At 60.0% G+C, this 22,888-nt stretch carries 24 protein-coding genes; 18 read left to right on the forward strand and 6 right to left on the reverse strand.

The features are described 5' to 3' along the window. The first annotated feature begins 121 nt into the window (after positions 1-121). From CFB10_RS06755 to CFB10_RS06775, 5 genes are all read left to right on the forward strand, one after another. Positions 122-691 carry a GNAT family N-acetyltransferase gene (locus tag CFB10_RS06755; protein WP_003506595.1) on the forward strand — a complete coding sequence of 190 codons (570 nt, stop codon included), beginning with the start codon at positions 122-124 and terminating at the stop codon, positions 689-691. A 145-nt stretch (positions 692-836) separates the two neighbouring features. After that, positions 837-1,238 carry a MarR family winged helix-turn-helix transcriptional regulator gene (locus tag CFB10_RS06760; RefSeq protein ID WP_020813347.1) on the forward strand — a complete coding sequence of 134 codons (402 nt, stop codon included), beginning with the start codon at positions 837-839 and terminating at the stop codon, positions 1,236-1,238. Between the two features lie 86 nt (positions 1,239-1,324). Next, entirely contained in the window at positions 1,325-2,620 is a 1,296-nt protein-coding gene (locus tag CFB10_RS06765; protein ID WP_020011754.1) for an MFS transporter, read from the forward strand. A gap of 306 nt (positions 2,621-2,926) precedes the next feature. Next, positions 2,927-3,625, forward strand: coding sequence for an OmpW family protein (locus CFB10_RS06770; RefSeq protein WP_020011753.1), 699 nt, complete (start codon positions 2,927-2,929; stop codon positions 3,623-3,625). A gap of 209 nt (positions 3,626-3,834) precedes the next feature. Continuing rightward, the gene (locus tag CFB10_RS06775) at positions 3,835-4,278 is read left to right on the forward strand and encodes a glyoxalase superfamily protein (protein WP_020011752.1); all 444 of its coding nucleotides are present in this window, start codon (positions 3,835-3,837) and stop codon (positions 4,276-4,278) included. A 229-nt stretch (positions 4,279-4,507) separates the two neighbouring features. On the opposite strand, the gene CFB10_RS06780 is transcribed toward CFB10_RS06775, so the two are convergent. The 4 genes from CFB10_RS06780 to ugpB all read right to left on the reverse strand — a co-directional run bounded on the left by CFB10_RS06780 (position 4,508) and on the right by ugpB (position 8,687). Then, complete coding sequence (locus CFB10_RS06780) at positions 4,508-5,569, reverse strand: sn-glycerol-3-phosphate import ATP-binding protein UgpC (RefSeq protein WP_020011751.1); 1,062 nt, start codon at positions 5,567-5,569, stop codon at positions 4,508-4,510. Next, positions 5,569-6,417, reverse strand: a complete 849-nt coding sequence (ugpE, locus tag CFB10_RS06785; protein WP_003506733.1) for a sn-glycerol-3-phosphate ABC transporter permease UgpE — start codon at positions 6,415-6,417, stop codon at positions 5,569-5,571. The genes CFB10_RS06780 and ugpE overlap by 1 nt, the downstream gene beginning before the upstream one ends. A 9-nt stretch (positions 6,418-6,426) precedes the next feature. Next, positions 6,427-7,308 carry a sn-glycerol-3-phosphate ABC transporter permease UgpA gene (gene ugpA, locus CFB10_RS06790; protein WP_020011750.1) on the reverse strand — a complete coding sequence of 294 codons (882 nt, stop codon included), beginning with the start codon at positions 7,306-7,308 and terminating at the stop codon, positions 6,427-6,429. 68 nt (positions 7,309-7,376) lie between these two features. Next, a complete protein-coding gene (gene ugpB / locus CFB10_RS06795; protein WP_026363935.1) occupies positions 7,377-8,687 on the reverse strand; it encodes a sn-glycerol-3-phosphate ABC transporter substrate-binding protein UgpB in 1,311 nt (436 codons plus the stop codon). 363 nt (positions 8,688-9,050) lie between these two features. Between ugpB and CFB10_RS06800 the strand changes: the two genes are divergently transcribed. The 3 genes from CFB10_RS06800 (at position 9,051) to CFB10_RS06810 (ending at position 10,961) form a co-directional block, all read left to right on the forward strand. After that, the gene (locus tag CFB10_RS06800; protein WP_020011748.1) at positions 9,051-10,157 is read left to right on the forward strand and encodes a GTP-binding protein; all 1,107 of its coding nucleotides are present in this window, start codon (positions 9,051-9,053) and stop codon (positions 10,155-10,157) included. Then, positions 10,154-10,432: a hypothetical protein gene (locus CFB10_RS06805; protein ID WP_020011747.1), complete on the forward strand. Its 279-nt coding sequence runs from the start codon at positions 10,154-10,156 to the stop codon at positions 10,430-10,432. The genes CFB10_RS06800 and CFB10_RS06805 overlap by 4 nt, the downstream gene beginning before the upstream one ends. A gap of 91 nt (positions 10,433-10,523) precedes the next feature. Further along, positions 10,524-10,961 (forward strand): YqaA family protein, encoded by a 438-nt coding sequence (locus tag CFB10_RS06810; RefSeq protein WP_020011746.1) that lies wholly within the window; start codon positions 10,524-10,526, stop codon positions 10,959-10,961. A 192-nt stretch (positions 10,962-11,153) separates the two neighbouring features. Here CFB10_RS06810 and zigA read toward each other — a convergent pair whose 3' ends face one another. After that, positions 11,154-12,359, reverse strand: coding sequence for a zinc metallochaperone GTPase ZigA (gene zigA / locus CFB10_RS06815; protein ID WP_020011745.1), 1,206 nt, complete (start codon positions 12,357-12,359; stop codon positions 11,154-11,156). A 298-nt stretch (positions 12,360-12,657) separates the two neighbouring features. Between zigA and aztA the strand changes: the two genes are divergently transcribed. The 10 genes from aztA to CFB10_RS06865 all read left to right on the forward strand — a co-directional run bounded on the left by aztA (position 12,658) and on the right by CFB10_RS06865 (position 22,394). Continuing rightward, entirely contained in the window at positions 12,658-13,485 is an 828-nt protein-coding gene (gene aztA / locus CFB10_RS06820) for a zinc ABC transporter ATP-binding protein AztA (protein ID WP_020011744.1), read from the forward strand. After that, positions 13,478-14,344, forward strand: coding sequence for a zinc ABC transporter permease AztB (gene aztB / locus CFB10_RS06825; RefSeq protein WP_026363934.1), 867 nt, complete (start codon positions 13,478-13,480; stop codon positions 14,342-14,344). The genes aztA and aztB overlap by 8 nt, the downstream gene beginning before the upstream one ends. Positions 14,345-14,372: 28 nt before the next feature. After that, positions 14,373-15,398, forward strand: a complete 1,026-nt coding sequence (gene aztC / locus CFB10_RS06830; RefSeq protein WP_020011742.1) for a zinc ABC transporter substrate-binding protein AztC — start codon at positions 14,373-14,375, stop codon at positions 15,396-15,398. A 125-nt stretch (positions 15,399-15,523) separates the two neighbouring features. After that, the gene (locus CFB10_RS06835; protein ID WP_020011741.1) at positions 15,524-15,997 is read left to right on the forward strand and encodes a ribonuclease H; all 474 of its coding nucleotides are present in this window, start codon (positions 15,524-15,526) and stop codon (positions 15,995-15,997) included. 227 nt (positions 15,998-16,224) lie between these two features. After that, entirely contained in the window at positions 16,225-16,917 is a 693-nt protein-coding gene (locus tag CFB10_RS06840) for a FadR/GntR family transcriptional regulator (RefSeq protein WP_020011740.1), read from the forward strand. Further along, positions 16,914-18,086 carry a PLP-dependent transferase gene (locus tag CFB10_RS06845; protein ID WP_020011739.1) on the forward strand — a complete coding sequence of 391 codons (1,173 nt, stop codon included), beginning with the start codon at positions 16,914-16,916 and terminating at the stop codon, positions 18,084-18,086. Before CFB10_RS06840 ends, CFB10_RS06845 begins: the two co-directional genes overlap by 4 nt. Positions 18,087-18,124: 38 nt before the next feature. Beyond that, positions 18,125-19,384, forward strand: a complete 1,260-nt coding sequence (locus tag CFB10_RS06850; protein ID WP_020011738.1) for a sugar ABC transporter substrate-binding protein — start codon at positions 18,125-18,127, stop codon at positions 19,382-19,384. Positions 19,385-19,534: 150 nt separating this feature from the next. Then, a complete protein-coding gene (locus tag CFB10_RS06855) occupies positions 19,535-20,479 on the forward strand; it encodes a carbohydrate ABC transporter permease (protein ID WP_020011737.1) in 945 nt (314 codons plus the stop codon). Positions 20,480-20,482: 3 nt separating this feature from the next. Continuing rightward, positions 20,483-21,313 carry a carbohydrate ABC transporter permease gene (locus tag CFB10_RS06860; protein ID WP_003499970.1) on the forward strand — a complete coding sequence of 277 codons (831 nt, stop codon included), beginning with the start codon at positions 20,483-20,485 and terminating at the stop codon, positions 21,311-21,313. Positions 21,314-21,317: 4 nt separating this feature from the next. Then, positions 21,318-22,394, forward strand: coding sequence for an ABC transporter ATP-binding protein (locus CFB10_RS06865; protein ID WP_020011736.1), 1,077 nt, complete (start codon positions 21,318-21,320; stop codon positions 22,392-22,394). 227 nt (positions 22,395-22,621) lie between these two features. On the opposite strand, the gene CFB10_RS06870 is transcribed toward CFB10_RS06865, so the two are convergent. After that, positions 22,622-22,888: TOBE domain-containing protein (locus CFB10_RS06870; protein ID WP_026363381.1), on the reverse strand; the 267-nt coding region annotated here is incomplete at its 5' end.

The raw sequence follows: 22,888 nt of genomic DNA on the forward strand, positions 1-22,888 counted from the left end.
GCGCAAATCCCTGCTTGCTGCACCTCTTCCAGCCGAGGAAAGCGTGTCGGCGGGCCGGAACGGCTCCACCATTTTTTTATCAAGGGCCGCGTGTGGGCGGTAGTGTGACGGGAGGCCAAGGATGGCCGCTCTTTTGAATTCGGTACGGGCATTTTTCACACCGCAGACATTTCATGTCGATCAGGAAAATCCGGGCGATGTCGTCGCCCGTGAGAACCTCTTGGACCGCGCCATGGGCGCAGGCCGCCGCCGCAAGTCTTCCGAGAAGCTGCGCGCCGGCCGCGTTCCGGCCGAAGGCCTGGCGCTGGTCGCCCGCGATGAGGATGGCCACGTCATCGGCACGGTGCGCCTGTGGAATGTCGAGGCCGGCATCTCCCGCGAAGGTCGCGCCGTCGAAGCGCTGCTGCTCGGCCCGCTGGCTGTCGATGCCGCCCATGAGGGCAAGGGCATCGGCTCGGCGCTGATGCGTGCAGCGATTGGCGAAGCCACCAAGCGCGGCCACGGCGCCGTTCTTCTGGTTGGCGACGCCCCTTATTACGAACGTTTCGGCTTTTTCGCTGACAAGGCCCAGCATCTCATCATGCCTGGCCCGTTCGAGCGCAGCCGTTTCCTGGCGCTGGAACTGAAAGCCGGCTGGCTGGAGGGCGCTGCCGGTCTGCTCGTGGCAAGCGGTCGCAGGCTCTCAGCCTGAGACGAACCTCGCTGCTGATATAAAACCCCGGCCCAAGCCGGGGTTTCTCGTTTCTGCTATATGGCCATGGGATCGGCCGTTCCCCGCCCATAATTTCCCGGGCGCCTCTTGCGCGCAAAAATTTACGGGTATATACCCGAGACAAATGCCAAACGATAGTTGCCACTGCATCCTGTTGCGCAAAGCATCCCGTAAGGTCTCGTCCTATTATGACGAGGCCCTGGCGCCGCTTGGCGTCAATATCGGTCAGTTCAGCCTGCTGCGGAACATCAACCGCACCGCGCCCGTCTCGCTAACCGATCTGGCCGCGCGGGTGGAACTGGATCGCTCCACCGTCGGCCGCAACGCCAAGGTGCTGGCTCGTATGGGTCTGGTGGCCATCGGCCACGGTGAGGACCAGCGGGAAGCGATGCTGACGGTGACGAAGGAAGGCCACGCAATCCTGAAGGCGGGTGCGCCGCTCTGGGATGGGGTGCAGGATGAAATCGAGGCCCGGCTTGGGCCCGAGAAGACAGCACAATTGCAGGAACTGCTCGCAGCCCTGTAATTTTTGGGGACATGCGGGTATCTGCCTGCAATATGGGGTATATACCCGCAAAATATCGGCCACGGCCGCTGGAAAGGGAATTGATCATGCTCTCCACACGCCTCGCCAGCTGGATGGCCGGCAGAAATCTGCATTATGGCTGGCTCGTTGCCACAACCACCTTTCTGACCATGCTGGCCACCGCCGGTGCGATGGGGGCTGCGGGGGTGATGATCCAGCCGCTGCATCAGGAATTCGGCTGGGATATTGCTGATATTTCTTCCGCAATGGCTGTCAGGCTGGTGCTTTTTGGCCTGCTTGGGCCTTTTGCCGCCGCCTTCATGAATCATTTCGGCGTCCGGCAGGTGGTGTCCACTGCGCTTGCCCTGATCATGGGCGGCATTGTCGCCTCCTTCTTCATGAACGAGGTATGGCAATTGCTGCTGCTCTGGGGCGTGGTGATCGGTGTCGGCACTGGTATGACCGCGCTGGTATTGGGCGCCACCGTGGCGGCACGCTGGTTTTCCAAGCGCCGCGGATTGGTGATCGGCCTCATGACGGCGAGCAACGCCACCGGCCAGCTGGTCTTTCTGCCGCTGCTGGCGGCGCTGACGGAAGCCTATGGCTGGCGAACCGCTCTTACCTTGTCCGTCGCGGTAATTGCCACCGCCATGGTCCTTGTCCTGCTTTTGATGCGTGACCATCCGGCCGATGTCGGCCTGCCGGCCTATGGCGAGACAGTGGTGGCAAAGCCGGTCAAGCAGGATCACAATCTTCTTGCCACATTGCTATCGCCGCTGGTGACGCTGAAGAGCGTATCGGGCAATCCGGTCTTCTGGGTGCTGTTCGGCACATTTTTCGTCTGCGGGCTTTCGACCAACGGTCTCATCCAGACGCACTGGATTTCTATCTGCGGCGATTTCGGCATGGCTGCAGTAACGGCGGCGGGCACGCTGGCGGTAATCGGTATTTTTGATTTCTTCGGCACGATTTTCGCCGGCTGGCTTTCCGACCGGTTCGACAATCGCTTCCTGCTGTTCTGGTTCTATGGTTTGCGGGGCCTGTCCCTGCTCTACCTTTCTTTTTCGGGGTTCAGCTTCGTGGAGCTTTCGGTCTTTGCCGTCTTTTACGGGCTGGACTGGGTAGCGACCGTACCGCCGACGGTGAAACTTGCCGCCGAGAATTTCGGCCGTGAAAAAGCCGGTCTCGTTTTCGGGTGGGTCTTTGCCGGCCACCAGCTGGGAGCCGCCACCGCCGCATTTGGCGCCGGTTTCTTCAAGAGCGACTTCGACACCTATATGCCCGCGCTGCAGATTGCCGGTCTGATGTGCATGATCGCGGCCGTCTCGGTGCTGCTTCTGCGCAAGCCCGGTTCCGCGAGCCTCACGCCCCAGGCCGCGTGAGAAAGGTGATGCACTGAAAAAGGCCTGCCGATGCAGGCCTTTTGTATTTCCCAGAATATGTGCCGGGCGCGCAGTGTACCGCTCATAGACCGCGAATGTATCTGTTGCGAAATTATCACAATGCGCGCCGGTTCTCAGTTCCCTTGCGCGATCCGTATCCCGGTTTGATCCATCTCAATCGGCCTGCCTTTCCCGTCGTCATAGTGGCTCCCAAGCGGTTGCGGCAGGCGACGATTCGCCAGTCCCGCCGTCATCAGCCGGTTTCCGGGGACTTGCCCGGCTGCGGTGCGCTACAGGAGAGATGGAATGACGAACAGAAACAGAAAAATCGCCCTGCTTGCCAGTGTCATGGCTGGTGTTGCGGCCACGCTGATATCCGCTAATGCCATGGCGGCCGATCTGGCCCCGGCAGCGCCGGCGCCCACCGCGGAAGAGGCGATTGCTGCGGCAAGCCCGTGGATGCTGCGCGTGCGTGGTCTCGGCGTCATCACCAATGATAGCGGCAGCGTCGATGGTGTGCCGGGCGCCGGACTGTCCTATTCGGATACCGTAATTCCCGAACTCGACATCAGCTATTTCTTTACCGAAAACTTTGCGGCCGAACTCATCCTCGGCACCACCTATGCCAAGATCAATGGCGAGGGCGTGCTGGCCGGCACGCCCGTCGGCAAGACCTGGCTTCTGCCGCCAACGCTGACGCTGCAATATCACTTCACCGATTTCGGCGCCTTCAAGCCCTATATCGGCGCGGGCGTGAACTATTCGCTGTTCTACAACCAGTCGGAAAAGCCCGGTTTCAGCAATCTCGACGTGAAGAACAAGCTCGGTGCTGCCGTGCAGGTCGGTTTCGACTATATGCTGGACGAGCATTGGGGCGTGAACTTCGACGTCAAGAAGATCTTCCTGAAGACCGACTGGACCGCGGAACTCGGCGGCACGCCGATCAGCGGCAAGGCGAAGCTCGATCCCTGGCTGATCGGCGCGGGTATCACCTATCGCTTCTGAGCACGGTTCGATGTTGCGCCGCCTTTGACGGGCGGCGCTAGATCGGCTATAGGACGGCCACGGGCGTAAGAGCCCCGGCCGTCCGCAGGCGTTTGCGCCCCTGGTGAAGCTCTTTCCTGAATAACGGTCATCCCCCATGTTTTGCATGTCGTCGATGGCAACGCGGACCCCCTTCGGAACATTCGGCATGCGCATGTTGGAGAACCGTTATGAACGTGTCCAAACCGCTTCCCGCGCTTGAGGGTCTGAAGGAACAGGCAAAACGCCTGCGCGCCGCCCTCGAAGGTGAGGGGCAGGCAATCAACCATTCGAAGGCGCTGGAACTCATCGCTGCGCAATATGGCTTCCGCGACTGGAACACCCTCCACGCAGCGACCGGCAATCGCCCCGCCTTCAATCCCTATCTTCTGGGCTCAAGGGTGGAAGGCTTTTATCTTGGCCAGCCCTTCGTGGCCTCCGTTCTGGGCGTGCAGGCGCTCGGCGGCGATCCCGAACGCTACCGGCTGACCCTGCATCTCGACGATCCGGTGGATGTGGTGACTTTCGAAAGCTTTTCCGCCTTCCGTCAGCGGGTTCACTGCAACGTCGACACCTCCGGACGCACCGTGGAGAAAACCTCCAACGGCCGGCCGCAGGTGGAACTGGTCTGGTAGGGGGAGGCCAAAGGTTAAATGCGGGCATCCACCAGATGTCGGTCAGGACACTTACCTGCCCTTAAAGCTCTCCTTCGTCATGCTCGGGCTTGTCCCGAGCATCTGCAACGTCGTGATTTTGTTCACCGTGATCAGATCCTTGAGACAAGCCCAAGGATGACCTCGAGCGAAGGGTATGTTTGTCAGCGATCTGACCGAATGGCGGGTGTCTCGCCTTCCGTCAAAAAGCCTAAATCCGCTTGCCCGACGCATCGAATAGATGGAAATCCTTTGCCTGTGCGGCGATTTTCAGTGTTTCGCCGATGCGCAGCTGCGAACGACCGTGGACGCGGAAGATGATGGCGGTGCCATCCGCGAAGGAGCCGTGCACATAACTTTCCGCACCCACCAGTTCCACGGCGTCCACCTGCACCGTGCCGCTGAAGGCTGCGTCCGCAGGGGCTTCGTCGGCAAGTGTGATGTCCTCGGGGCGGATGCCGAGTGTGGCGACGCCTTGCGGCAATGCAGTGGTTCCCTGCACCGACCAGCCGGAGGAGCCGTTGGACGTCGCCGCGCCGTGGTTGAGCAGGTTCATCGAGGGGGAGCCGATGAAGGTGGCGACGAAGGTGGTGGCCGGTTTTTCGTAAAGCTCGATCGGCGTGCCCATCTGCTCGATGCGGCCGGCATTCAGCACCACCAGCCGGTCTGCCAGCGTCATGGCCTCCATCTGGTCATGGGTAACGTAGACGCTGGTGGTGGCGAGCGAGCGTTGCAGGCGGCGGATTTCGACGCGCATCTGCACGCGCAGCTTGGCGTCGAGGTTGGAGAGCGGCTCATCGAACAGGAAGGCGGCGGGCTTGCGCACGATGGCGCGGCCCATGGCCACACGCTGGCGCTGGCCGCCGGAAAGCTGGCGCGGCCTGCGCTCCAGGAACTGTTCGATTTCCAGCGCCTTGGCCGCCTCGGTGATACGCCGATCGATCTCGTCCTTCGGCGTGTTGCGGTTCTTCAGGCCGTAGGCAAGGTTCTGCCGCACCGTCATATGCGGATAAAGCGCATAATTCTGGAACACCATGGCGATGTCGCGGTCCGACGGTTCGAGATCGTTGACGACGCGATCACCGATGATGATCTGGCCGCCAGAAATGCCCTCCAGTCCGGCAATCATGCGCAGCAGGGTGGATTTTCCGCAGCCGGAGGGGCCGACGAGCACGATCATCTCGCCGTCGGCGATGTCCATCGATACGCCCTTGATGGCCTCGACATTGCCGCCATAAACCTTGCGGACGTCTTTTAGCGCAATTTTTGCCATTACTTCTCGGTCTCCACCAAACCTTTGACGAACCAGCGCTGCATCAGCACCACAACGATAACAGGGGGGATGATGGCGAGGATCGCCGTCACCATCACATAATTCCAGGGCGTCGAAGCGTCGGTGAAGTCCACCATGCGCTTGAGGCCGATGATGATCGTGTTCATCTTGGCGTCGTTGGTCACGAGCAGCGGCCAGAGATATTGGGTCCAGCCATAGATGAACAGGATCACGAAGAGGGCAGCAATATTGGTTTTCGACAGCGGCAGCAGGATATCGCGCATGAAGCGGAACGGCCCGGCATTATCGATACGCGCCGCCTCGACCATTTCACCGGGAATGGTCAGGAAGAACTGCCGGAACAGGAATGTTGCCGTCGCGGACGCCATCAGCGGCAGTGTCAGTCCCGCATAGGTGTCGATCAGCCCAAGATCGACGATGACCTTGTAGGTGGGCAGAATGCGCACCTCCACCGGCAGCATGAGCGTGATGAAAATCATCCAGAAGAAGCCCATGCGGAAAGGGAAGCGGAAGAAGACGATGGCGAAGGCCGACAGGAAAGAGATGACGATCTTGCCGATGGCGATGGCGAGCGCCACGACGAAGCTGTTGAACAGCAGCCGCTCGAGGCTGACACCGACAACCCTTTCCACGCCGCCGACCATGGCGTCAGTATAATTTTCACCGAGATGGCCGCCGGGCAGCAGCGACATTGGCGGGCGGATGATGTCGTTCGACGTCATCGAGGAGGCGACGAAGGTGTAATAGATCGGGAAGGCCACAATGATGATGCCGAGAACCAGCATCAGATGGGCGATCACGCGGGCGACCGGGCGATTTTCAATCATGGGAAATCCTCAGCCGTAATGCACGCGCTTCTCGACGAAGCGGAACTGGAAGGCGGTCAGCGCAATGACGATCACCATCAGGATGACGGATTGCGCGGCGGAAGAGCCGAGATTGAGGTTCACGAAGCCATCATTATAGACCTTGTAGACCAGCGTTTCCGTGGCCTTTGCAGGCCCGCCGCCGGTCACGGCATGGATGATGCCGAAGGTATCGAAGAAGGCGTAGACCGTGTTGACGACCAGCAGGAAGAAGGTTGTCGGCGCAAGCAGCGGAAAAACGATGGTCCAGAAGCGCCGCGAACCGCGCGCGCCATCTATAGAGGCCGCTTCCAGCAATGAGTTAGGAATTGCCTGCAAGCCTGCGACAAAAAACAGGAAATTGTAACTGATCTGCTTCCATGCGGCGGCCGCGACGACGAGCAGCATGGCCTGATTGCCGTTGAGCAGCGGGTCCCACATGATACCGTTGCGGCGCAGGATGTAGGAGAAGGTTCCCATGGCCGGGTTGAACATGAAGAGCCACAACATGCCGGCCACGGCGGGCGCGACGGCGTAAGGCATGATCATCATGGTGCGGTAAAAGCCTTTACCGCGCACCACGCGGTCCGCCGCTGTCGCCAGAAGCAGCGCCAGCCCCATGGAGACGAGTGCGGTCAGGATGCTGAAGATGACCGTGACCTGTAGCGAGTTCAGATAGCTTTCATCCGAGAGCACGGCAGAAAAATTGGCCAGCCCGACGAAATTGCTGCTCAGCCCGAAGGCGTCCTCGCGCATGGTTGACTGGTAGAGCGCCTGACTTGCGGGCCAGAAGAAAAAGATCACCGTCAGGATGATCTGTGGCGCGACCAGCAGATAGGGTAGGATCTTGTTGGGGAATACGACGCTTTGCACGGCGATCTCCTGATGAGATGGGAATACCGCCCGCACCTGATAAGGATGCGGGCGGAGCAGGGGATCGTTTAGTTGCCGGCAGCCTGCTTGATGGCTGCATCACCGCGCTCTACGATCTTGTCGAGAGCCGTTTTGGCATCCTGCTTGCCGGCCAGCATCGCCTCGAACTCTTCGTTCATGATGTCGCGCACCTGCGGCAGGTTCACGAGACGAACGCCCTTGGAATTTTCCGTCGGCGGCTTGCCCATCATCTGCAGAAGCGGCGTCTCACGGGCGGGGTTCTTGTCGTAGAAGCCGGATTTCTTGGTTTCCTCATAGGCCGCGATCGTCACCGGCATGTAGCCGGAGACCTGATGCAGGCGTGCCTGAATCTTGGTCTGGGAGAGGAAATGGAAGAACTCGGCCACACCCTTATATTCGGCTTCGCTCTTGCCGCCGAAGACCCAGAGGCTCGCGCCGCCGGGAATGGTGTTCTGCGGACCATGGCCCTCATAATAGGGAAGCTGGCCGATGCCGTAATTCATGCCGGTCTTGACGATATCGCCAAGGCCGCCTGAGGATTCGGTCAGGATGCCGCATTCGCCGGACATGAACAGCTGCTTGGCTTCCGAAGTGCGGCCGCCGTAACGGAAGACGCCGTCTTTCGCCAGATCGGCAATCGCCTGGAAGTGTTCAACGAAGAGCGGCGCGTTGACCGCAAGCTTGACATCGGTGCCACCAAGCCCGTTTTCATTGCTGCCATAGGAAACGTTGTTCCACGCGGCGAAGTTTTCGGTCTGGATCCAGGTGAGCCATGTGGAGGTGAAACCGCATTGGGCGGCACCGCTTGTCTTGATCTTCTTGGCGGCTTCGAAAACTTCCGGCCATGTCTTCGGCGGGTTGGCGGCATCGAGGCCGGCCTTCTGGAGGACATCCTTGTTGTAATAGAGGATCGGAGAGGACGAATTATAGGGGAAGGACAGCATGGTGCCGTCAGGCTTCGAATAATAGGCGACGATGCCGGCCAGATATTCGTCCTTGTTGAAGGTATAGCCGCCTTCCTTCAGCACATCCGCCACCGGCTTGATGGCGCCGGCGGCACCCATCATCACGCCCGAGCCGGCGTCGAAGACCTGAATGATCGCGGGCGGCTGCTTGGCGCGGAAGGCGGCAATGCCGGCATTCAGCGTTTCCGGATAGGTGCCCTTGAAGACGGGCGTGATCTTGTAGTCTTTCTGGCTCTCGTTGAACTCTTTCGCCAGCGTATCCACGACCTCGTTATTGGCGCCGGTCATGGCGTGCCACCACTGGATTTCCGTTACTGCATATGCATTCGATGTGACAAAAAACGAAAGCGCGGATGCCGCGGCGAGGCGGTAGCTGAGTTTTTTCAAGGTGATTCCTCCCATTATGAAAACAGTAAAAGATACAGCCCCTTAATTGCAGCCTATCCTCCTCGATCCGGCTGCGGGCGATCTTTTCTGTATTAGCGCTACCGATTAAAAGCGAACTCTAACGAAAATGCAAGAGAACGTGGAACGATTAAAACGAAAGTGAAGGAAACGGATTTATTATTCCATTTCCTTCGTTCCGTGGTTTTTTCATGCGCCCGAGAGTTGGGAGCATGTGGATACGCCCTTTTCCTCCCCGGCATAAGGGAATTGCTCTTGCCGGAACTCCCCTAATCACCATTGATATGTTATTACATTACATATTATGATGTCGTGAATTTTATAGATAGCGAAGGTGTCGGCGTGTTTGGAATGAAGCGGAAGAAGGCGGTGGAGCGCAGAGGCGACGCAAGCGTCGCGCCATCCGTCAGCACGGTGCCGGTCACCCTGCTGACGGGTTTTCTGGGGGCGGGCAAGACGACGTTGCTGAACGAGCTTCTGGCTGAGCCGGCCATGGGTGATGCTGCGGTTATCGTCAATGAATTCGGCGCGGTGCCCATTGATCACGGTCTGGTGCGGACGGGTTCTGAACGATATTTCAGAACGACGACGGGCTGCATCTGCTGTACGGCCACCAGCGATATCCGCACCTCGCTTTACGAGCTGCATCAGGCCTTTCTGGAAGGGGTGATGCCTGAGGTATCGCGCGTCGTCATCGAAACCACCGGCCTTGCCGATCCCGCGCCGATCATCAACAGCCTGATTGCCGGTGGTACGCCGGCGCTTGGCCTGCGCGATCACATCGTGGCCCGGCATTTCCATCTTTCCGGCGTGGTCACGGTTTTCGACGTCGCCTCCGGTCCGGCGATGCTCGACAGTTTTATCGAAGGCTGGAAACAGCTTGCCTTTGCCGACCACGTCGTCCTGACGAAAACCGATATTGCGGATGCCGCGGCTATTGACCGCGAAAGCCTCGCGGATCTCAATCCTGCGGCGTCGTTTCATGACCGTAATGCGGCCGGCTTCGACCTGATGTCGTTATTTGCAGCCTCGGATTATTCGCTGCGCGGCAAGCCGGAGGATGCGCCGGGATGGCTTGCGGCCGACAGGCTTAGCCTTCATGCCGCCCATCACCACGATATCAACCGCCATGGCGTCGGGGTTGAGGCTTTCGATCTCACCTTTGACGGTGTCCTTGATCCGCAGGCGATTGTCACTTTTCTTGAACTCGTCACCAGCAATGTGCATTCCGGCCTGTTGCGGCTCAAGGGAATTTTCGGTGCGGCGGATGACCCGGAGCGGCCGGTTGTCGCCCATGCGGTGCAGCATCGGCTTTATCCTCTGACCCGGTTGGAAAGCTGGCCGGATGGCGAGCGCGTAACGCGCATCGTCCTGATCGGCATGGATATGCCGCAGCAGCCGATCCGCGATCTGTTCGATACATTGGCCTCGCAGGCGGGGCGAAAGGCATTCCGATGACGGTAAAAACGAATCCGCTTGCGCGCAGCGGCTCCGCGATCGTCTCGCGGGCCCGCATCATGAAGGATTGGACGCGGGAACTGCTGTGCCTTTCAGAAGACGACATCGTCTCCGTCCACGAGATTTCCTGCGCGCTGCCGAATTGCCCGCCGAAGGAAACCGTGATCCTCATTCTGTCCGCATCCGGCAATATCCGGCAATTGTCGGTCCATAAGGCGCTGCTGGATGTAGCCCGTCACGATGTCGTGGAGGCCATTGCCGCTGATGTGTCGTAAGACCGTGTGAAATGTCGCCCGCTTGACGGCGGGAGCGTCATCCGGCACTTCGGCAAAGACCGTGAGATTCGCGGATGATGAAGGACGGGTAATGGCCGATCTGGCAGTATATGCGGGTTTGTTTCTGACGGCGTTTATCGCGGCGACCATTCTGCCCATGCAGTCGGAGGCGGCGCTGGCGGGCCTCATCCTTCTTAAGTCCCAGCCTGTCTGGCTACTGGTCGCCGTGGCCAGCGCCGGCAATGTTGCAGGCTCCTTTGCCAACTGGCTGCTTGGCCGCGGCATTGAGCGCTTTCGGCATGAACGCTGGTTTCCGGTCGGGGAGGCGGCGCTGGAGCGCGCGCAGAACTGGTATCGCCGTTATGGCAAATGGTCCCTGCTCATCAGCTGGGCGCCGCTGATCGGCGATCCGCTGACGGTTGCCGCCGGCATCATGAAGGAGCCGCTGCCGGTCTTCCTGCTGCTGGTCACCATCGCCAAGGTCGGGCGTTATCTTGTGCTGGCGCTTGTGACGCTGAATTTTCTGTAGTGTTTCGCAAGAAACGCTGCGGCCTGTTTCTTCTCCCCGCCGGGGAGAAGATGGCCCGAAGGGTCAGATGAGGGGGCAAGCTTACCGCATATCGCTACCCTCGCCCCCTTATCCCGCTGCCGCGACCTTCTCCCCGGCGGGGAGAAGGCGAAAGACGCAACCGCTCGGCTGAAATGCGGGCGGTGGAGACAATCAAGCCGCCTGCCGGTCCCAGCTTGCGAAAGGATCAGGCAGGTGCCGCCATGCATCCGGCGTGAATGCATCGGTATCGATCAGGCAGGCATCGAGCTGCGCGCGGATGCGCGCCTCGCTCATCGGATCGGAGCCGATGAAGACGATTTCCTGCCGCCGGTCGCCGAAGACCGGATCGAGATAGGGCTTCATCATATCCAGGAACTGCTTTTCGCGCGGCCATTGCTCTTTGGGCACGGCGGACCACCACAGGCCCATCCTGCCGGTGCGAACCAGCGCGCCGGCCTGGCTGATCTCCCCGACATAACGCGGTCGCGTTGCCAGCCAGAAGAAGCCCTTGGCGCGCACCACGCCGGGCCAGGCGCGGTCGATGAAGCGCTGGAACAGCACGGGGTCAAACGGCTTTTGAGCGCGATAGACGAAGGAGCGGATGCCATATTCCTCGGTTTCGGGAATGTGATCCTTGAAGCCGTGCAATTCCTTGAACCATAGAGGGTGTTCTTCAGCCCTGGCGAAATCGAAACGGCCGGTGCCCAGAACCTCCTTCAGCGCCACCTTGCCGAAATCGGCCTCGATGAGTTTCGCATCCGGGTTCAGCCCGACGATGATCTTGCGTGCGGCGTCCCGCTCATCCGGTGTGGCGGTGCCGATCTTGTTGAGGACGACGACATCGGCAAATTCGATCTGCTCGACCAGAAGGTCGACGATGGTTCGGTTGTCACCTTCGCCCGCCGTTTCGCCCCGGTCGGCCAGAAAATCAGACGAACCGTAATCCTTGAGAAGATTGGCGGCATCCACCACCGTCACCATGGTGTCCAGACGCGCGACATCGGAAAGGCTGCGGCCGTTTTCATCGCGAAAATCGAAAGTTGCTGCGACCGGCAGCGGTTCGGCGATGCCGGTGGATTCAATCAGCAGGTAATCGAAACGGCCCTGTTCGGCCAGCGCCCGCACCTCGGTCAGCAGGTCGTCGCGCAGCGTGCAACAGATGCAGCCATTGGTCATTTCCACCAATTGCTCCTCCGTGCGGGAGAGATTGGCGCCGCCATCGCGCACCAGCGCGGCGTCGATATTGATCTCACTCATGTCATTGACGATCAACGCCACGCGCAGACCTTCGCGATTGGCGAGAATATGATTGAGAAGCGTCGTCTTGCCGGCGCCCAGAAAGCCGGAAAGCACGGTGACGGGAAGTTTTTTTGACATGCGGACCTCGTTCTCTAGCAACGGTCGCGTGGACCTCATATTGGCCACGTCAGAAGATCTGGAAACGAGGGGTTCGGGATTTCTCGCTTCCATGAATGTAACGTAATAACATTACATTCTAGTTGTATGTCAACCTGCTATGGCAAAAAACGTCCCGCAACGGAATGGTCTGCGGCTTGGGGAGCGCGCAACGCCATCTTTCCAATGGTTAATGTTATTTCATTACATATTCGTTTGACGAATGTAATAACATTACATATTACGGGTCATCGAATGACATCCTGCCCCGGAGGGATCGATGAACGATCCGTGCCTTGCCTTCAAAAACCTGACACTTGGATATGCCGGCCGCGCGGCGGTGCATCACCTGAACGGCGATATTGCCAAAGGCTCGCTCACTGCGGTGGTCGGCGCCAATGGCTCTGGAAAATCGACGCTGATGAAAGGAATTGCCGGCATTCTGAAGCCGCTTGGCGGCGAATGCCGGGTGAGTTCAGGTATTGCCATCGCCTATCTGCCGCAGCAATCGGAACTCGACCGCTCATTTCCCGCGCAGGTGCGGGATCTGGTGGCGCTTGGCCTCTGGCCGAAACGCGGCCTGCTCGGCCGCCACCGTCCGGCAGACCGGGCGGCGATGGGCCGCGTGATGGAGGCCGTCGGGCTTTCTGGTTTTGAGAGGCGCAATATCGACTCCCTCTCAGGCGGCCAGATGCAGCGCGCTTTGTTTGCCCGCGCCATGCTGCAGGATGCGCAGTTGATCCTGCTGGACGAACCCTTCAACGCCGTCGACGAGCGCACCGTTGCCGACCTTATGCTGCTGATCAAATCATGGGTGGCGGAAGGGCGCACGGTCCTTGCCGTCCTTCATGACCATCAATTGGTGCGGCAGCACTTTCCCCAAACCCTGTTCCTTGCCCGCAAGCTCGTCGGTCTGGGCACGACTGCCGATGTCCTCAAGGCGGAGAACATCCGGCAGGCGCGGCATTTCCACGAGGCATGGGAGGAAAATGCACCCTGGTGTGCGCCAGCCGACGAGCCTGCCGGCCAAATAGTCGCGGCAAGTCCGCAGATGGCATCCGCTCATTCCCATTCCCACTCACACGCGAATTCGAATGCCCATGGCTGATATCTTCATCCAACCCTTCGTCCAGTATGTCTTCATGCAGCGCGCGCTTGCCGGCGCCTTGATCCTTGCCGTCAGCTGCGGTCCGGTCGGGGTGTTTCTCATGCTGCGCCGCATGAGCCTGACGGGTGACGCCATGTCTCACGCCATCCTGCCGGGGGCGGCGGTCGGGTTTCTGTTTTACGGACTGGAAATCCTGCCCATGACCATTGGCGGTCTGGCCGTCGGCCTTCTGGTCGCGCTGGGTGCAGGCGCTGTGTCACGCTTCACCATCCAGAAGGAGGACGCGTCGCTTGCCGCCTTTTATCTCATTTCACTGGCGCTCGGCGTGCTGCTTGTCTCGTGGCGCGGTTCGAGCGTGGATCTCATGCATGTGCTGTTCGGTACGGTGCTCGCGCTGAACAACGAGGCGCTCGGCCTGATCGGCGGCATCTGCATCGTGACGCTTCTGGTGATGATCACCTTCTGGCGGGCGTTGCTGGCGGAATGCCTTGATCCCCTGTTCCTGCGCTCGGTCAGTAACTGGGGCAGCCCGGTGCATTTCCTCTTCCTCGCCATTGTCGTGCTCAATCTTGTTGGCGGCTTCCAGGCGCTGGGAACGCTGCTGTCGGTCGGCCTCATGATGTTGCCCGCCGCCGCCAGCCGCTTCTGGTCCAACCGCGTCGCACCCATGTGCTTCATTTCCATCGGCATCGGCATGATCTCCTGCTTTGCGGGCCTGCTCTTGTCCTATCACGCGTCGCTGCCTTCAGGCCCGGCGATCATCCTTTCTGCGGGCGTCATCTATGCGCTCTCCATCCTCGTCGGCACGCGTGGCGTGCTCAGCGATCTTCTCGGTTCCGGCCGTCACAGAACGGCCTGAAAACAGCGTTCGAAAAAGGAGAATCTTCATGTTCAAAACCCTCCGTCTAGCCACCGGCGTCAGCCTTCTTTCCCTCTCCCCGGTTCTGGTGGCGCAGGCGTCCGCCGCCGAACTCAAGGTCGTGGCGAGCTTCTCGATCATCGCCGATTTCGCCAAAAATGTTGGCGGCGACCGCGTCGAGATCACCACACTAGTCGGGCCGGATGGCGACGCCCATGTCTATGAACCACGCCCGGCCGATGCCGTCGCCGTCAGCAAGGCGGATGTGGTGCTGGTCAATGGCCTGGAATTTGAAGGCTTCCTGAAGCGTCTGATCGACACAAGCGGCACAAAGGCGCCGGTGGTGGAGCTGACGAAGGGCGTGGAACCGCTCAAGCTTTCCGAAGAACCGGCAGGCCATGCGCATCCGGAAGCCGAAGAAGAGGAAGGTCACGACCACAAGGCAGAAGAAGCCGGCCACAAGCACGAGACGACGGAGGCCCATGATCACGATCACGGCCATGAGGGGCATCACCATCACGGCGAGTTCGACCCCCATGCCTGGCAGTCGATCAAGAATGCCGAAATCTACGTGAAGAACATTGCCGGCGCATTTTGCGAGGTCGACAAGGCCGGTTGCGCCACTTACACAGCCAATTCGGATGCCTATATCGCCAAGCTTGCCGCTCTGAACGAGAAGGTGAAGACCGAGATCGCCGCCATCCCGCCGGAAAAGCGCGTCATCATCACCTCGCATGACGCCTTCGGTTATTTCGAGCATGCCTATGGCCTGAATTTCCTCGCGCCCGAGGGCGTATCGACGGAGTCCGAAGCCTCGGCCGCCGATGTCGCCAAGCTGGTGGATCAGGTGAAGCACGACAAGGCTTCGGCAATCTTTGTCGAAAACATCACCGACAAGCGGCTGATCGACCAGATCGCCAGCGAAACGGGTCTGAAAGTTGGCGGCACGCTCTATTCAGACGCGCTTTCGACCGTCGACGGCCCGGCTGCGACCTATATCGACATGATCAACCACAATATCGAGACGATCACGGCGGCCGTTCTCAGCCAGTAAGTTCGACCATATCGCTGTGAGTTCGGCGAGGGTGGCTTGTGCCACCCTCTCTGCTTTTGTGTTTATGCAATGGCCTTGGAGCTCTTCCTTTAACGATTTCCATATTGGTGCTAAAAAGCCTCCTCATGTCCGATGCGCTTCACATCTTCACCGACGGCTCCTTCGACGATGCCTCCAGATCCGGAGGATGGGCGTTCGTGGTTCATGACGCGGGCCACCAAGTCCATTCCGCTTCAGGCAGGACTGTCGGCACATCGAACAATACGTTCGAGGTCCTCGCCGTCCTCAATGCACTATCCTGGATCGCTGTCGAGGCGCCAACGCGGGCTGTCACGCTCTGGACGGATGCCGTTCATGTCATCGAAGGCTGCCGCCGATATCGGGCGATCTGGCGCAACAACGGCTGGAAGCGGATCACGCCCAACCAGCGCAGTCGCCGCAGACCGATCCCCGACAGGGACATCTGGCAGCAGCTCGACAGCCTGCTGGAGCGGCATCCCCATGTGGTTGTAGAATGGTGCAAAGGGCATTCCGGCACTGTTGGCAACGAGCATGCCGATACTTTGGCGCGGGGAGTGGCCCGCGTGACGGCGATTTAGCCGGTGGCCGTCAGTCGCCGTGATTCGGCGCTTTAACCTCTTCACTTCAGCCATCCCGTCTTGACCTTTTTCCGTATCGAGCGGTTGCGTCGGTACTCTTCCGCGACTCAAACCGAATGGTGTGCACCCACGGCCGCTTGCCGGTTGACAATCGACATCCCGTTTGAAATGGTAAGATGTCAGACCAATTTAGGGGATGCGTCTTGGACAGGTCCAGCCGGGAACTCATGCAGCCGATTCCGCCGAGCGACCGCGTGCGCCAGGTCGAGGCTGCGCTTTCCGACTATGTGGAGCGGGCAGGGCTGAAGGCGGGAGACCGGCTGCCGGCGGAGCGGGAGCTGATGGTGGCGCTCGGTGTCGGCCGTTCCACGATCCGCGAAGTCATCCGCAAATTTCAGGCGCTCGGCGTCATCGACAGCCGCAAAGGCAGCGGCAATTATCTGCTGAAGCCGATTTCTGCCGCCACCGTGCATATGCCGATCTCGATCGATGCCGAAAGCCTGCGTGATGCGCTGCTGATGACGCTGGAAGTGCGGCGCGGCATCGAGGTGGAGGCCTCCATGGCCGCCGCGCGCCGGCGCACGCCTGAGGATATCGCTACGATGGAAGCGCGGCTCGACGAAATGGAGCGCGTGCATCTGGCCGAGGGAACCTCCGGCAAGGCCGACCTTGCCTTCCATCTTTCGATCTACGACGCCACCCACAACACGCTTTTCAAGCAGCTTCTGGAGCAGATGCGCGAAGGTTTTGAACGCTTCTGGTCGAAGCCGTTCGATCGCCCGGATTTCGCCGGTCGCTCCTTTCCCTTTCACCGCACGCTATTCAACGCCATCGCTGCCGGCGATGCCGAGACCGCCCGTGAAGAAACACTGAAAATCCTCGCTGTTGTCGAGGAGGATATCAAGGACATGTCGAAATGAACCAAGGCAACGATCTTTTCGATCCCGCCTCCCTGATTGTAGCGCATGACGAGACCCACGCTTTCGAAGCCGTGGTCCCGCCGCTTGTGCAGACCTCGCTTTTTACCTTTTCCAGCTACGATGAAATGGTCTCCACCTATCGCGGCGAAAAGGTGCGGCCGGTCTATACGCGCGGGCTGAACCCGACCGTGCGCCTGTTCGAGGAGATGCTGGCAAAGCTGGAAGGTGCGGAAGATGCGCTCGGTTTTGCAAGCGGCATGTCCGCCATCTCGTCCACCGTTCTTTCCTTCGTGTCGCCAGGCGACCGTATCGTCGCGGTGCGCCATGTCTATCCCGATGCGTTCCGCCTGTTCGGCACCTTCATGCAGCGCATGAATATCGAGGTGGTCTATGTCGATGGCCGCGACGAGGCGGCGGTTGAAAAGGCGATGCCGGGCGCGAAGCTTTTCTACATGGAAAGCCCGACAAGCTGGGTGATGGAGGCCCATGATGTCGGCGCGCTCGCCGCGATTGGCAAGCGCCATGGCGCGGTCACCGTCATCGACAATTCCTGGGCAAGCCCGGTCTTCCAGCAGCCGATCTCGCTTGGCGTCGATCTCGTGGTGCATTCGGCATCGAAATATCTCGGCGGCCACAGCGATGTGGTCTCCGGCGTCGTTGCCGGTTCCAAGGCGATGATCGACCGCATCCGGGCGGAAACCTATCCCTATCTCGGTGGCAAGATGTCGCCTTTCGATGCCTGGCTGCTCATTCGGGGCTTGCGCACCCTGCCGTTGCGCATGAAGGCCCATCAGGCCTCGGCGCTTGATATCGCAACCCGTCTTCATGCGCTCGATGTGGTGGAGAAGGTCTGCCATCCCGGGCTGACGAACCGTTTGCCGCCCGGCCTTAACGGCACGTCGGGCCTGTTTTCCTTCATTTTCAAGGAAGGGGTGGATGTGCGCGCTTTTGCCGACCGCCTCAAGCTTTTCAAACTGGGTGTTTCCTGGGGCGGGCATGAAAGCCTCATCGTTCCGGGAGAAGTGGTGCTCGAACAGAAGGCGCAGCCAAACTCCGCCCACACCTTCGGCATCAGCGCGCGTTCGGTGCGCCTGCATATCGGACTGGAGGGCACGGAAGCGCTCTGGAACGACCTCGAACCCGCGATCAAGGCGGCCTCCGCCGCCTGACGTGTTTTTAAACTGACCACAAAAAAGGGGAGAACGACATGAAAAAACTGGTAACAGCAGCAATCTTCACCGCCCTGATGACCGGAACGGCGCTGGCGGACACGACCTTGAAACTGGTCGAGGTCATCACAAGTCCCGAACGGACGGAAACGCTGAAGGGCATCGTCTCGAAGTTCGAGGCCGCCAATCCCGGCACCAAGGTGGAAATCATCTCCCTGCCGTGGAGCGAAGCCTTCCAGAAATTCGCCACCATGGTGTCGGCCGGCGATATTCCCGACGTGATGGAAATGCCCGACACCTGGCTTTCGCTCTACGCCAATAACGGCATGCTCGAAAGCCTCGAGCCCTATCTCGCCAAGTGGGAGCACACAGCAGGCCTCAGCGAGCGCACGCTCGAACTCGGCCGCGACGTGAAGGAAACGGCCTATATGCTGCCCTATGGTTTCTACCTCAGGGCCATGTTCTACAACAAAAAACTGCTGGAACAGGCCGGCGTGAAGGAGCCGCCGAAGACGCTCGACGAATTCGCCGATGCCTCCAAGAAGGTCGCGGCGCTTCCGGGCAAATACGGCTATTGCCTTCGCGGCGGGCCGGGCGGACTTAACGGCTGGGTCATGTTCGGCGCGTCCATGGCGGGATCGAACGAGTTCTTCACCAAGGACGGCACCTCCACCTTTGACAGCCCTGGCTGGGTGAAAGGCCTGACCTATGTGATCGATCTCTACAAGAACGGGTTGGCGCCGAAAGACAGCGTCAACTGGGGCTTCAACGAGATCGTCGCGGGATTTTATTCCGGCACCTGCGCTTTCCTCGATCAGGATCCGGACGCCCTTATCGCCATTGCCCAGCGCATGAAGCCGGAAGATTTCGGCGTCATGACCATGCCGAAGGGACCTGACGGCAAGACCTTCCCGACCATCGGTTTCGCCGGCTGGTCGATCATGTCGGCATCCGCCAACAAGGACCTCTCGTGGAAGCTGGTCGAGACGCTGGAAGGGCCGGAAGGCAATATCGAGTGGAACAAGAAGACGGGGGCGCTGCCGGTGCACAAGTCGGCGGAGAAGGACCCCTTCTATGCCAGCGAGCAGTTCAAGGGCTGGTTCGACGAACTCGCCGACAAGAACGCCGTGCCGACGACGATGCCGACCTATCTTGAGGAATTCGCCTTCTTCAAGGATTCGCTTGTGATCAAGACATCGCAGGAGGCGCTTCTCGGCGATATCACGCCTGAAGACCTCGCCAAGCAATGGGCTGATTACATGACCAAGGCGCAGCAGAAGTTCCTGGCCTCGAAGTAACGACACGGACCGGCCGCGCGGGCGACAATGCCCGTGCGGCGGGTCTTGCCGGCCTTCGCTGCGACAGGCCTTTTCCTGCAATTTTTCGGATCGGTGAGCCGAGAGGCTGGAAAACCCGTCCGTTCCGTCGTCCGATCAGGGAGCGATACAATGTCCTATGCCCATGGCGCCGGGCCGTTGGCCGCGCGCAAACCGGCTGGCAAACCAGCAATGCGAAGGTTTGCCGATTGGGCCGAACCCTGGCTCTACAGCGCGCCCGTGCTGGTGCTCATCGTCGCCGTCATGCTCGTGCCGCTGGTGCTTGGCCTTTCCTATGCCTTTCGTGATGTGCAGCTGCTCAATCCGTTTTCCGGCGGTTTCGTTGGCCTGAAACATCTGGAGGCGCTGTCGCAGGATGCGGCCTTTTACCGGGCGCTGAAGAACACGCTGTGGTGGACGGGCGCTTCCGTGTTCCTGCAATTCTTCTTCGGCCTCATTCTGGCGCTGCTGCTGGACAAGCCCTTTGCGGGCAGGGGGCTGGCGCAGGCGCTGGTATTCCTGCCATGGGCCGTGCCGACCTTCCTTGCCGGCCTCAACTGGGCATGGCTGTTCAACCCGGTCATCGGGCCGCTGCCGCACTGGATGGTCTCGCTCGGGCTTTTATCCGCGCCCAACAATATTCTCGCCGATCCGCGTCTCGCCATGTGGGGGCCGATCATTGCCAATGTCTGGTGGGGCATTCCCTTCTTCGCCATCACCCTGCTTGCCGCATTGCAGGCGATCCCGCGCGATCTTTACGAGGCGGCGGAAATTGACGGGGCAAACCCGCTGCAACGCTTCACCTCCATCACGTTGCCGTTTCTCGCGCCCACCATCGCCATCACCATTCTGCTGCGCACCGTCTGGATCGCCAATTTCGCCGATCTCATCATCGTCATGACCAATGGGGGACCGGCCGACCGCACGCAGATCGTCGCCAGCTATATCTTCACGCAGGCCTTCCGACGTCTCGATTTCGGTTATGCCTCGGCCATCGCGCTGGTGCTTCTGGTGCTGCTTCTGGCCTATTCCATGCTGATCGTGCTGTTGCGCCAGCGCCTGATCGAGAAGGACTGACCGATGACATCAAGGATATTCCTCACCCTTGCCCATCGCCTCGCGATCCTCGCCTATATCGCCTTTGCGCTTTTTCCGCTGTTCTGGCTGCTTAAGGTCTCCGTCACGCCGAATGACCTGCTTTACAGCGAAGGTGTGCGGATGTGGCCCTCGCGCGCGACATGGGATCACTATCGTTTCGTCATAGAAAACAGTGCCTTCCCGACATTTTTTAAGAACAGTGTCATCGTCGCTGGCTCCACGGCGCTTGCCGTGACGGTACTCTCGTCACTATCAGGCTATGCGCTGTCGCGCTTCCGCTTCAAGGGCAAATACTGGATCGTCGCGCTGATGCTGATTACCCAGATGTTCCCGCTGGTCATGCTGGTCGCGCCGATCTTCAAGATGCTGTCGCCGCTCGGCCTCACCAACAGCCTCACCGGTCTCGTCATCGTCTACACCGCCTTCAACGTGCCCTTCGCCACCTTCCTCATGCAGTCGTTCTTCGATGGCATTCCGAAGGATCTGGAAGAGGCGGCGATGATTGACGGGGCAAGCCGGTTTACGGCCTTCCGCCAGATCATCCTGCCGCTCACCTTGCCGGGCATCGCCGCAACGCTCGGCTTCGTCTTCACCGCCGCGTGGAGCGAGCTTCTGTTTGCGCTGATGCTGATTTCGGGCAATCAGAGCGCCACCTTCCCGGTCGGGCTTTTGACCTTCGTTTCCAAGTTTTCCGTCGATTTCGGGCAGATGATGGCCGCGGGCGTTCTGGCGCTCATTCCGGCCTGCCTCTTCTTCCTGCTCATTCAACGTTATCTCGTGCAGGGCCTGACGGCCGGCGCGGTGAAAGGATAATCCCATGGCTTCCATCGAGCTGAAGAATGTCGGCAAGACCTATGGCGACCTCGCCGTGCTGCACGGGGTCGATCTGAAGATCGAGGACGGCGAGTTCATCGTCCTCGTCGGCCCCTCCGGCTGCGGAAAATCGACGCTGCTGCGCATGATCGCGGGTCTGGAAGAGATATCATCAGGTGATTTGTCCATCGACGGCGAGCGTGTCAACGATCGCAGACCGAAGGATCGCGACATCGCCATGGTGTTCCAGTCCTATGCCCTCTATCCGCATATGAGTGTCGCCGACAATATGAGCTACAGCTTGCGCCTGCGCCGCAGCACCAAGGAAACCATTGCGGCCGCCGTGGCCGGCGCCTCCGCAAAGCTCGGGCTCGATCCCTATCTGGCGCGCCGTCCGAAGGCGCTCTCCGGCGGCCAGCGCCAGCGCGTTGCCATGGGCCGCGCCATCGTGCGCCAGCCAAAGGCCTTCCTGTTCGATGAGCCGCTCTCCAATCTCGATGCCCGGCTTCGCGAGCAGATGCGCGCCGAAATCAAGCGCATGCATGCCGATCTTGGCGCAACCTCGGTTTACGTCACCCATGACCAGATCGAGGCGATGACGCTCGCCTCGCGTATTGTCGCGATGAATGCCGGCCATGTGCAGCAGATCGGCGCGCCGCTCGATCTTTACGATCGCCCCGCCAATCTTTTCGTCGCTGGTTTCATCGGCTCACCGGGCATGAATTTTCTGGAAGGGCGGATCGAACGGGAGAATGGCGGCAGTTTCGTCGTGCTCGGCGATGGCACGCTCCTTGAACTCGGCCGCGATGTGAAGCTTGCCGACGGTGAACCTGTCACAGTCGGCATCCGGCCGGAACATGTCACTGTTTCGCCCGCCGAGGGCGGTGTCGAGGCAACCGTCGATCTCGTTGAGCCGACCGGCCTCGGCGTCATCCTGCATCTCACCGTACACGGATTGCCCTTCAAGCTGTTTTCATCGGATCGGGCATTGTTGCAGCCGGGCAAATCCCTGCGGGTCGGTTTCCCCCGGGAAAGGCTGCATGTCTTTGACAGAAATGGCGTCAGGATCGGCGAGGCGTGAGGTTTGGCATAGTGCGCAGGAATATTTCCTGTGCGGTTGCACATCCACCTCCGTCATTCCGGCCTTGAGCCGGAATCCAGCCGACGCGCGTCTGCGCGGCGGGATGAGTCTTTTCGGCCCAAGGACTTGGGCTGGCTGGATTCCGGCTCAAGGCCGGAATGACGGAAAGTTGGGAGCCTTCGCAAACGCCGCGCCTCTGGCGTCAGATTATCCTTCCAGTCTTCCCGTCATATCGCGATACCCTTATCATCGAACCTGTGGATCTTGCTGTCATCGGGTGTGATGAAGACGGTATCGCCATGCCTGCATTCGAACTCGCCATCGGTGCGGGCGGTGATCGGGCCGATACCTTGGACGTCGAGATGCAGGAACGTATCCGATCCGAGATGTTCGGCAACGGTGACCTTGCCCTGCCACAGGCCGCTGTCCTTCGACAGCTTCAGGTGCTCGGGCCGCACGCCGGCGGTGGTGGCGTTTTTGCTGCGGGCGTAATC

It is taken from the genome of Agrobacterium sp. 719_389 (assembly GCF_900188475.1).
GTDB classification, from domain to species: domain Bacteria; phylum Pseudomonadota; class Alphaproteobacteria; order Rhizobiales; family Rhizobiaceae; genus Agrobacterium; species Agrobacterium radiobacter.

What these genes read in the sequence shown, in the direction of transcription:
- CFB10_RS06755 (WP_003506595.1), top strand. Translation starts at nt 122, where the DNA reads ATGGCCGCTCTTTTGAATTCGGTACGGGCATTTTTCACACCGCAGACA.
- CFB10_RS06760 (WP_020813347.1), top strand. Translation starts at nt 837, where the DNA reads ATGCCAAACGATAGTTGCCACTGCATCCTGTTGCGCAAAGCATCCCGT.
- CFB10_RS06765 (WP_020011754.1), top strand. Translation starts at nt 1,325, where the DNA reads ATGCTCTCCACACGCCTCGCCAGCTGGATGGCCGGCAGAAATCTGCAT.
- CFB10_RS06770 (WP_020011753.1), top strand. Translation starts at nt 2,927, where the DNA reads ATGACGAACAGAAACAGAAAAATCGCCCTGCTTGCCAGTGTCATGGCT.
- CFB10_RS06775 (WP_020011752.1), top strand. Translation starts at nt 3,835, where the DNA reads ATGAACGTGTCCAAACCGCTTCCCGCGCTTGAGGGTCTGAAGGAACAG.
- CFB10_RS06780 (WP_020011751.1), bottom strand. Translation starts at nt 5,569, where the DNA reads ATGGCAAAAATTGCGCTAAAAGACGTCCGCAAGGTTTATGGCGGCAAT.
- ugpE (WP_003506733.1), bottom strand. Translation starts at nt 6,417, where the DNA reads ATGATTGAAAATCGCCCGGTCGCCCGCGTGATCGCCCATCTGATGCTG.
- CFB10_RS06800 (WP_020011748.1), top strand. Translation starts at nt 9,051, where the DNA reads ATGAAGCGGAAGAAGGCGGTGGAGCGCAGAGGCGACGCAAGCGTCGCG.
- CFB10_RS06805 (WP_020011747.1), top strand. Translation starts at nt 10,154, where the DNA reads ATGACGGTAAAAACGAATCCGCTTGCGCGCAGCGGCTCCGCGATCGTC.
- CFB10_RS06810 (WP_020011746.1), top strand. Translation starts at nt 10,524, where the DNA reads ATGGCCGATCTGGCAGTATATGCGGGTTTGTTTCTGACGGCGTTTATC.
- zigA (WP_020011745.1), bottom strand. Translation starts at nt 12,359, where the DNA reads ATGTCAAAAAAACTTCCCGTCACCGTGCTTTCCGGCTTTCTGGGCGCC.
- aztA (WP_020011744.1), top strand. Translation starts at nt 12,658, where the DNA reads ATGAACGATCCGTGCCTTGCCTTCAAAAACCTGACACTTGGATATGCC.
- aztB (WP_026363934.1), top strand. Translation starts at nt 13,478, where the DNA reads ATGGCTGATATCTTCATCCAACCCTTCGTCCAGTATGTCTTCATGCAG.
- aztC (WP_020011742.1), top strand. Translation starts at nt 14,373, where the DNA reads ATGTTCAAAACCCTCCGTCTAGCCACCGGCGTCAGCCTTCTTTCCCTC.
- CFB10_RS06835 (WP_020011741.1), top strand. Translation starts at nt 15,524, where the DNA reads ATGTCCGATGCGCTTCACATCTTCACCGACGGCTCCTTCGACGATGCC.
- CFB10_RS06840 (WP_020011740.1), top strand. Translation starts at nt 16,225, where the DNA reads ATGCAGCCGATTCCGCCGAGCGACCGCGTGCGCCAGGTCGAGGCTGCG.
- CFB10_RS06845 (WP_020011739.1), top strand. Translation starts at nt 16,914, where the DNA reads ATGAACCAAGGCAACGATCTTTTCGATCCCGCCTCCCTGATTGTAGCG.
- CFB10_RS06850 (WP_020011738.1), top strand. Translation starts at nt 18,125, where the DNA reads ATGAAAAAACTGGTAACAGCAGCAATCTTCACCGCCCTGATGACCGGA.
- CFB10_RS06855 (WP_020011737.1), top strand. Translation starts at nt 19,535, where the DNA reads ATGTCCTATGCCCATGGCGCCGGGCCGTTGGCCGCGCGCAAACCGGCT.
- CFB10_RS06860 (WP_003499970.1), top strand. Translation starts at nt 20,483, where the DNA reads ATGACATCAAGGATATTCCTCACCCTTGCCCATCGCCTCGCGATCCTC.
- CFB10_RS06865 (WP_020011736.1), top strand. Translation starts at nt 21,318, where the DNA reads ATGGCTTCCATCGAGCTGAAGAATGTCGGCAAGACCTATGGCGACCTC.